Source organism: Paenibacillus sp. CCS19, assembly GCF_033239625.1.
In the GTDB taxonomy this organism is placed as follows: domain Bacteria; phylum Bacillota; class Bacilli; order Paenibacillales; family Paenibacillaceae; genus Paenibacillus_T.
The window spans coordinates 1-8,744 of sequence record NZ_BTCK01000086.1; the positions used below are offsets into that span (position 1 = coordinate 1).

Below are 8,744 nucleotides of genomic sequence, written 5' to 3' on the forward strand. Positions count from 1 at the left end.
CAGTGTGCTGGGAGCGACGATTACGGCAGGCACGATCAACAGTGTGCTGGGAGCGACGATTACAGCAGGTACGCTGAGCAGCGTAACGTCCATTTCGCAGAAGAGCTTCCAAGAGATCAGCAATCTTGGCGTAGCAACGGGCAATACGTATACGGGACTTGCGACGGTAACGACAAGTGTGTTCGGTACGTACTCGTTCTTCGTGTATAACGTTGGTCCGGGTGTGAACCGAGCGGATGCGCGGGTAGAGATCAGCGCTAACGGCACGAACTGGTATGCGGACACTTCGACGACAACAGGCATCGCGGTCGGTTCGGTCGATGTGCTTGTGCCGCAGCGTTTTCTGAAATATACGCGTCTTGCCTATCGTTCGAGTCTGACGGCCAACCCGACGACGATCGACGTGTACTTCAACGGACAGGGAACCTGATTACGGAGGGGTGACAGCATGCTGCTCGGCGTTCATCTAATCGTGCGCAATGAAGAGCTTCGTCTCGCGCAATGTCTGGACAGCATCCGGTCATGGGCGGATGAGCTAATCGTCGTGGATACTGGCTCCACGGACCAGACGGCACAAATTGCAGCTTCGCGTGGTGCGCATGTTGTGCATATGGCGTGGGCGGACGATTTTGCCAAGGCTCGTAATTTCGGAATTGGACAGGCGCGGACGCTATGGGTATTGGTGCTGGATGCAGATGAGCTTCTTGCCGAGGGCACTGACATGCTGCAGCTCCGAAACAAGCTTCTCCACTCGAAGGAAACGGCGTATCGGGTTGTGATCGAGAGTACCGTTGTTGGCCAGTGCATCCGGCATGAGGCGGTTCGGCTGTTTCGTGCGGATCAGGGCTACCGCTATGTCGGTGCGATCCATGAACAGCTCGTGGCCGGCGAACCAGAGCGTTTGCGCGACGTGGACGGCCCCTTGTCGGGCATTCGGCTGCAGCATGTTGGCTATGAGCCTGGCGAGCTTGCGCGCAAGGGGACTGCGGAGCGCAACGGCCGTATCATTCGCAAGCTGCTGGCGGAAGAGCCGGACAGCCCGTTCCATTGGTACAACCTTGGCGTAACGCTGAGTCAGCAGACGAAAGCGGCGGAAGCATCCGCCGCTTTCGCGCGAGCTAGAGCGCTTGTTCCGCCGGATGCACCATTCCGGCCGTCGCTGATGCTCGATAGCGCGCGGGCGATGCTTGCGAGCGGTGAAGACGAGGCTGCGCTTGAGCTGCTGGCCGATGAGTCGGAGCGATACTATAATTATGCAGATCTGCAGCTGTTGTACGGGGAATGCCTGCATGGCCAAGGTGCGTGGCTGGAGGCGAAGCAGGCTTATCTGGCTGCTATAGACGCCGGTGCAGCAGAAGGCGGGTCATACTTAACGGACGCTCTTACGCGCTGCAGGGCATTCACGGCGCTGGCGGGCTTGGAGCGGCGGCTCGGCAGTCAGAAAGAAGCGGCCCGCCGTTATGAGCAGGCGCTTGTAGCAGTGCCGGGATGGCCGAAGGCGCTGGAAGGGCTGGCCGAGCTGCTGCATGAAGCGGGTGGCAGCGACAGCGCGATCGTTCAGACACTTGTTAGATATGCGGGTCTAGGGGATGAGGGAGTCGGCACTGGAGAGGCAGGGGAAGGGTTTGGACAGCGGCTGCGTTCACTCGCGCATTCCCTGACGCTCATAGGCGCTTATTCGTCGGCCGTTCCGCTGTGGCGGCAGGCGGCTGCGGGATTTACTATCCCTATTGATGCGATGACGTCATTCTCGGCGTGTCTCATTCGAACGGGTCAGTATGCGGAGGCATCTGAGCTGCTCGCAGGAATGACTAGCACATCGGAGCAGCTGCCGAGGACCGCCGGTTTGGATTGGTCGCTCTGCTGTTGGATGGAGGGGCGGCGCATGCCGCCGATAGCGGAGCAACTGCTCGATCATTCCACGCTGCAGCTGTGTCAGGCGGCAGAGAAGCGGCTGCTTGGTCATGCTGGGGTGGACGCATCGGGAGAAGCGGCAGGAGCAGCAAACGCTGAGGATGGAGCAGCATCGCTCATGGATCGAGCGGTATCGCACGGTCTGCTGCGCATTGCGGAGCGGCTTGCGGGCAAATCCGAGGAGCTGTTCGCCGTGTCCCTTCATCGCCATGGGTACACGACCGCTGCAGCAGATCGTCTGCTTCGCATCATGGGAACGAGCCGATTAGGAGCATTGGGGCTGCGAACGCTTGGTGAAATGCTGTACGGCAGACAGCTGTACAGCGAAGCGCTGTCACTGTATGAGCGGGCCGTGCAGCATCAACCGGATGATGAGCATGCGCAGCTTGGTGCAGCATCCGCGAGCATACGGCTTGCTGCGCAGGCGCTGCTGGAGCGCGAAGAGGAACGATCGGCGGCCGCGTGGCTGACCGAGGAACGGAAGAGGCTTCAGATGGCGGCTGTCCGGCTGGAAAGTCTGGGCTGGCGAACGACGCGCAGCGGCGCGCAGAGGAGGCGAATGAGCGATGGCGGCGCGGCGGAAGCTGATTTCCTTATGCATGATCGTGAGAGATGATGAGCAGGGGCTTGCGCGCTGTCTTCGCAGTGCGCAGGGGGTTGTCGATGAAGCGATCGTCGTCGTCGATGCAAGCTCTGCCGATGGAACCGCTGGTGTGGCACGCCGTTATGGCGCGAAGGTGATCGAACGGGCGTGGACAGGTGATTTTGCAGCCGCTCGTAATGCAGGTTTGGACGAAGCGCAGGGAGAGTGGGTTCTTATTCTCGATGCGGATGAAGAGCTGTCGCAAGGAACGGCGGCCGGCCTTCGCTCGCTTGCGCTTCATGGGCAATCGGTGGCGGGATGGCTGCTGCCGGTGTGGAATATGCTTGGCGCGGATGAGGAGGACGGCGTTACGATCAACCCGGTGCTGAGGTTGTTCCGCAACGATCGGAAACACCGATTCGAAGGGCGGATCCATGAGCAGATTGCGCTTTCCATCCTGCGGGCCAATCCGAATGCGCGGCTGGCGCTGGGAGATGCGGTTATCCGTCATTATGGTTATCGGCCGTCGGTCGTAGCGGAGAAGGATAAAATACGGCGCAATATGCGTCTGCTGCTGCAAGCGGTGGAGGAAGAGCCGGACAATCCGTTTCATCGGTATAACCTCGGAGTGGAATATCTTCGCGCGGGCATGCCGCAAGATGCGCTGGAGTCGTTCCGCGAGGCGAAGGGGTCGCCAGCCTTCACGCAGCTTAGCTACGCGCATCTCGTGTTCAAATATGAGGTGCGGAGTCTGCAGACATTGGGCCGGTGGAAGGAAGCGGCGTCCGTTGCTGAGGAGGGCGTTCGGCTGTTCAGCGATTATGCCGACTTGTGGCATACGCTTGCGGAGTCCATGTCGCGGATCGGGCGGCGCCATCGTGCGATCATGGCGGCCTGCTATGCGCTTCGGCTTGGTCAACCGAAAGGGATTTATCATACGGAGGAGGGCATGGGCTCGCATCGGACCGCTTATTTGCTCGGCATGCTGTACGAGACGGCGGGCAGCTACGATGCGGCAGCCTATTGGTATAGTGAGACGCTGTCCATGAAGCCCAGTCTCATGCCGCCGCTGTATCGGCTGTGTCGCATGCTTCGCGTCGTTGGCCGCGGGAGCGAGCTTCCGGTGCTGATCGAGCGCCGGTTCACCGTGTCGACGGAAGAGGCCAGTGTCAAAATCGCCGCGGCGCTGCTCGACAGCGGCTGTACCGCGGAGGCTGTCATCTGGCTTCGGCGCAGAGCGGCAGAGCCGGCGTGGGGAACGGCGTCTTCGGCATGGCTGGCGCTTGCGGAGGCTTCTCACGCTGCGGCGGAAGGGCATTGGGCAGAGGCGAGGCGCAGGGTGGCGCGAGCGTTGAGGGCTCGTTCTAATGCGGGTGAGAAGGGGATAAGAGCAGGGGCGGATACAAGGGTTGAGACAGGGATGGGGACAAGAACGGGAGCGGGGAGAGAGGCAGGAGCAGAGGCAGGAATAGGAGCAGTTGCAGGTACAGGAATGGGAACGGACGCGGGCGTAGGATCAGAAGCAGGAGCAGAGACAAGGGGAGAGACAAGAGGAGAGACAAGAGCGGGAGCAGACGCGAGCCTAGAAAAAGAAGCAGGAGCAGAGGCAAAAACAGGAGCAGGTGCAGAAACGGGAGCGGGGGGAAGCGGCTATTCTGCGGCAGTCGCCTACGAAAGTTTGGCGTCGCTGCAGCGATGGTTGCAGCTTGTCAAGGAAGGTTTTAGCGAGGCGTCTGCGCCTGCTTCGGCACCGACGCTGCAAGTGGAAGTGAAGAGCGATAAGGCATCTACGGCGGATTATGGGCTTGCTACCCTCATGACAGGAGCCGTCAAAATGAAGGATTCAGCATTGTTGGAGCGGACGTTAAGGCATGCATTGGTCAATGTATCGGACGGCTGTGACGAGGCCGCTCAATGCGGCTCAGCTGCTCTATCCGCCTATGCGGACTATCGCTTGCGTGAAGCTGAGCAGCTGCTGGCTGCCCGCTCGGCTTCGTCGGCTGCCCGGCAAGTGCTGCGCTCGGCTCGGCTGCTGCTCGCCGGCTGCTGCTCGCCGGCTGCGAGCGAGGCGATTAGCAGATGACGCGGACGGGACTGCCAGGCGTGTCGCTCTGCATGATCGTGCGGAATGAGGAAGCGTACATCGAAACGTGTTTGTTGTCAGCTCTGCCATATGTAACGGAAATTATCGTATGTGACACCGGATCAACGGATCGGACGATGGCTATTGCGCAGTCGCTTGGTGCCAGAGTGGTGAAGCGGGAGTGGACGGACGATTTTGCTGCCGCACGCAACGAAGTGCTTTCGCTAGCATCTGAGCCGTGGATATTGATGCTCGACGCAGATGAACGGTTGGCGCCCTCAGCGGTGGAGGAATGGGAGAAGCTGCTCTGTGCAGAGGGGCAGTGGGGGTATTACTTGCGGCTCATCAGCAGCCTTGCGCCTACGGGTGCGGAGCGGGAAGGGGCCGCCGTGACCGATGCGGTCTGCCGGTTGTTCCGCAATGATGCGCGAATTCGGTTCGCCGGCATCATCCACGAAGAGTGCACGACAGCTGTTGCTGCCTTACAGGGGCGACCGCTTGAGATCGCACCACTTACGATCCTTCATGAGGGATATCGGTCCGATGTTGTTGAAAGGCGGCGGAAAACCGAGCGAAACACCCGGCTGCTGACCAAAGCGTTGGTGAGTAACCCAAGCGATCCTTTGCTGCGTTATGCGGCGGGAACCGAACTGCTCGGAGCGGGACGCTGGCTGGAGGCGGCGACTTGGCTGCAGCCGCTGGCGGGGCAGTTGGATGATACGTTCGGATTCGCATCCGACGTTTATTTGAAGCTGTCTATTGCGTATCGGATGGCAGGGCACCTTGATGAAGCGATCGAGGCAGCAGAAGCGGGATTGCAGAGGTATGCGGATTTTCCAGACCTATATGAGGCGTTGGCGGCTGTTCATATGGAGCGGGATGATGCGCGAACAGCTTTGCAGATGCTGCAACAAGCGATAGCTATAGGCCCGGCAGCGCCTTATTATTCGACGGTGGAAGGCGCAGGCGGCTATCGGACGATGTGCGATGCCGGCGCGGCATGCGAGCGATTATATGAGTGGCGGGCAGCGGCAGCTTATTACGCAGCTGCGCTTGACGAGCGTCCGGGACTGGAGCGCGCGTGGGTTCGGCTGTTGGCGCTTTATCAGGCGGCCCAGGGCGAGACGGGGGACACCATAAGAGAAATGTGGGAGCGTGCGGCGGAACATCTGCTGGCGCTGCGAGATGAAGCGGAAGCTGGCGGGAATCAGCGGATATTGGCACGAGAGTGCCTGCGAGTTGCGCAGCTGCTGCTTCAGATGCACGAGACCGCGACCGTTGGACCCTACATCGAGCGATTGGTCGAGGGAACGGGCGAGCAGGGGTTGAGTCTGCTTGGATGGCTCAGGCTGCAGCAGGGTAATCTGGCAGATGCTGAACGCTGCTGGAGCGAGGCGCGGCCTTGTATTCCGGACGATAAGTTGGCGGGACTTCAAGCGGTGCTGGATTGGGCTCGGCAGGGACGCAGCGGTGAACAGATGGGAGCGGTGTCTGACGAGGTGATGCTGCTTGCGGGCGATTGGGCAGGATGGTGGAATAGGGCCGCCGGTAAGAGCGGTACGGAGCGTCCGCTGCCGCATCTGCTGCAGTGCGGTGCGATGCTCCGCGGTGTGGAGCAGTTGGCTCGTGAAGGCGAGCCGGCGCGCGATGGCGCAGAGGCAGCGGCGATGTTGTTGATGGCGCAGCCTAGGATAGCAGGCGCGCCGTTCGCAGCTGAGCTGGCCGCGGGGCTGCTGGCTGCCGCAGCCGGTCGCTGGCGCGAAGCGTGCGATTGCTTCGCCGCCGCCCGCTCCGCGGCGGCGCATCCGGTGCAAGGGCGAGCGGCAGCGTCGGCCCTTGCGGCTGCTTTTGCCGCGCGGGCGAGCGAGGCGCTCGCGGGCGGCGCCCTTGGCGCAGGCGGCGCGTTGGCAGCGCCGCCTGTGAAGGCGCAGTCGCTGCGGTGCTGCAGCGAGCTGCGGCTTATCGGCCTCGCGGCGCTTTATCCGCCGTGAGGGTTTTATTTTATAGAGGGGCGACGTGCGTTACAAGCTGCTGCGCAATGACGGCTGTCCAGCGCTCGCGCCAGCGGCCGATATCGAATGCCAGCGCCGTTTCGCGGCCGAGCTTGCTGAACTTGCGGCGGAGCGGCTTGTCACTCAGCAGTTGGATGACGGCATCGGCGATCGCGGTCGAATCCGGCGGCACGCGCCGACCGTTCAGTCCGTCGATCACGAGGTCGTTCAAGCCGCCGACGTTCGTTGCCACGACAGGCACGCCGCAGCTCATCGCCTCTAGACACGCTAACGAGGTTCCCTCTGAGAAAATCGTCGGGATAACCGCGATGTCCGCTCCCGCATAGGCTTGGCGCATCTCGTCCATCGAATAGGCACGCTGCTCGATGCGCTTCTTGGCAGGATGCGTATCGTACCATAAGCGGAACGCATCCGCAATATTCGTTCCGTCGACGAGCTCGCCGGCGAATTCAATGACGAGGTCGCTGCGCGCTTCCAACAACTGCTCGGCAGCGAGCATCATCGTAATGATCCCTCGCTCATAGCTCAGCCGGCGGGGGACGATCACGCGATATCCGCGTCTGCGCGGCTGATTGCGGCTGTGGTCACGACTTGGCATGTAGCGTGTGGTATCGACGCTGTTTGGAAGCAGGATGATTTTGTCCCGATCATCGAATTCACAGGTTGCTCTTGCGTACGTCTGAAAATGCGAATCGACGGACACGATGCGATCAAGCTGCCGCACAGCTTGCCGAAAGGCGGTTGCTATCCCATCCTTCGTACCCGTTTGGACCGACCCGTGATCCCAGTTGATGCCGTGACAGATTCCGATGCTTCCCGGCTTGAACCGAATCGGATGCCATAAGCAGCTCGCGTAAATAAGAAGCCCTTCCGCCTCCTCCGCCATCGCCTCGAATGCCTCTGCCACCTTGCCCAGCTCGTAGGTGTAGCCGATGACCTCCGTTCCCTCGAACGAGGTGCGAAATGGTTCGAAATACGACAGCTGATGGACGACCGGCCGAAGTCCCATCGCGTGGATGACGCCGCACAGCTCTCGGATGTACCGCTCAAGACCGCCGCCGAACAACCGTTTGAATTGCCGATTGTAGCCGTCAATGTAGTTGTGGGTTAGAATGCTGACCGTCTGCATTCGCTTCACTCCTCCTCCACCCAACGAACGAGATTCGGCGCTGGATCGAGTATCGATTCATATTGGTCGATGTTGCCCCAGCGGCCGTCAGGGTCCAGTTGTTTGTATCGATTGTATTTGGCTAGCCGGTCGGATGCGTCGCCAGCCCACCCCCAATGCTTCACGCGCAGCTCCGAACGCAGCCCTGGCAGTGCGGCACAGGTGAAGGGGAGTCGAGGGACGTGGTGGTCCCATTTAGGATATGCATAATGGTAACCAGGCAAATAGCGGGCGAGCATCATCGTGTGGCGGCGGTGCAAATTCCACCACAGATCGTCCCGGTAGTGCGTCAGCGATCCCCAAAAATCGAACATCCGCAGCGCTGCCCAATCATATTGGTCCTGATCGATCAGCTCTCGAATGCTGCGAATGGTGCGGCGCTCGAGAAACTCATCCGCATCAATGGCCAGCAGCCAATCGGGATCGGTCGACACGGCCGTCTCCCATAGCAGCGAGCGGAGCTTCCACTCTTCGCCGAACAGCGGCCGCCGCAGCTCGACGAGGCGGACGACTTTCGGAAACGCGCGGCATAGCTCAGGCGTACCGTCCGTACTCGCATCATCAACGATGACGATCTCGTCGACGACGTCGGACAGCTGCGCAAGCGAAGCTTCCAGATAGCGTCCGCGTTCGTTGCGCACCTGCATCATTGCGGTCAGCTTGTTGCCGGAAGCTTTGCGCAGACTTTGCATGCTGAACCCTCCCAGTTGGTTTGTTATGTGTGGTGAGGCCGCGTCCGTCGGTGTACGAGCCATAAGGTGCAGAAATGCGCCATATGAGGCGGTTGGTGTCGGTGCGTGAGCCATAAGGTGCAGAAATGCACCATATGAGGGCGGTCGGCGCTGGTGTGCGAGCAATAAGGTGCAGAAATGCACCATATGAGGCCGCGTCCGTCGGTGTGCGAGCCATAAGGTGCAGAAATGCACCATATGAGGCGGTCGGCGTCGGTGTGCGAGCCATAAGGTGCAGAAATGCACCATATGA

At 60.7% G+C, this 8,744-nt stretch carries 6 protein-coding genes; 4 read left to right on the forward strand and 2 right to left on the reverse strand.

Annotated features, from left to right (window positions below):
* The 4 genes from SBI19_RS29085 to SBI19_RS29100 form a co-directional block, all read left to right on the forward strand.
* On the forward strand, positions 1–430 hold a 430-nt coding region (locus SBI19_RS29085; RefSeq protein WP_317973027.1), incomplete at its 5' end, for a DUF6385 domain-containing protein.
* An 18-nt stretch (positions 431–448) separates the two neighbouring features.
* The gene (locus tag SBI19_RS29090) at positions 449–2,530 is read left to right on the forward strand and encodes a TPR domain-containing glycosyltransferase (RefSeq protein WP_317973028.1); all 2,082 of its coding nucleotides are present in this window, start codon (positions 449–451) and stop codon (positions 2,528–2,530) included.
* Positions 2,481–4,580 carry a tetratricopeptide repeat-containing glycosyltransferase family 2 protein gene (locus SBI19_RS29095; protein WP_317973029.1) on the forward strand — a complete coding sequence of 700 codons (2,100 nt, stop codon included), beginning with the start codon at positions 2,481–2,483 and terminating at the stop codon, positions 4,578–4,580. Before SBI19_RS29090 ends, SBI19_RS29095 begins: the two co-directional genes overlap by 50 nt.
* Positions 4,577–6,571, forward strand: coding sequence for a tetratricopeptide repeat-containing glycosyltransferase family 2 protein (locus tag SBI19_RS29100; protein WP_317973030.1), 1,995 nt, complete (start codon positions 4,577–4,579; stop codon positions 6,569–6,571). Before SBI19_RS29095 ends, SBI19_RS29100 begins: the two co-directional genes overlap by 4 nt.
* Before the next feature lie 10 nt (positions 6,572–6,581).
* On the opposite strand, the gene SBI19_RS29105 is transcribed toward SBI19_RS29100, so the two are convergent.
* Together SBI19_RS29105 and SBI19_RS29110 are read right to left on the reverse strand one after the other, a co-directional pair.
* On the reverse strand, positions 6,582–7,721 hold the full coding sequence (locus tag SBI19_RS29105; RefSeq protein WP_317973031.1) for a glycosyltransferase family 4 protein: 1,140 nt from the start codon (positions 7,719–7,721) through the stop codon (positions 6,582–6,584).
* A 5-nt stretch (positions 7,722–7,726) separates the two neighbouring features.
* Positions 7,727–8,452, reverse strand: coding sequence for a glycosyltransferase (locus tag SBI19_RS29110; RefSeq protein WP_317973032.1), 726 nt, complete (start codon positions 8,450–8,452; stop codon positions 7,727–7,729).
* Positions 8,453–8,744: the final 292 nt, after the last annotated feature.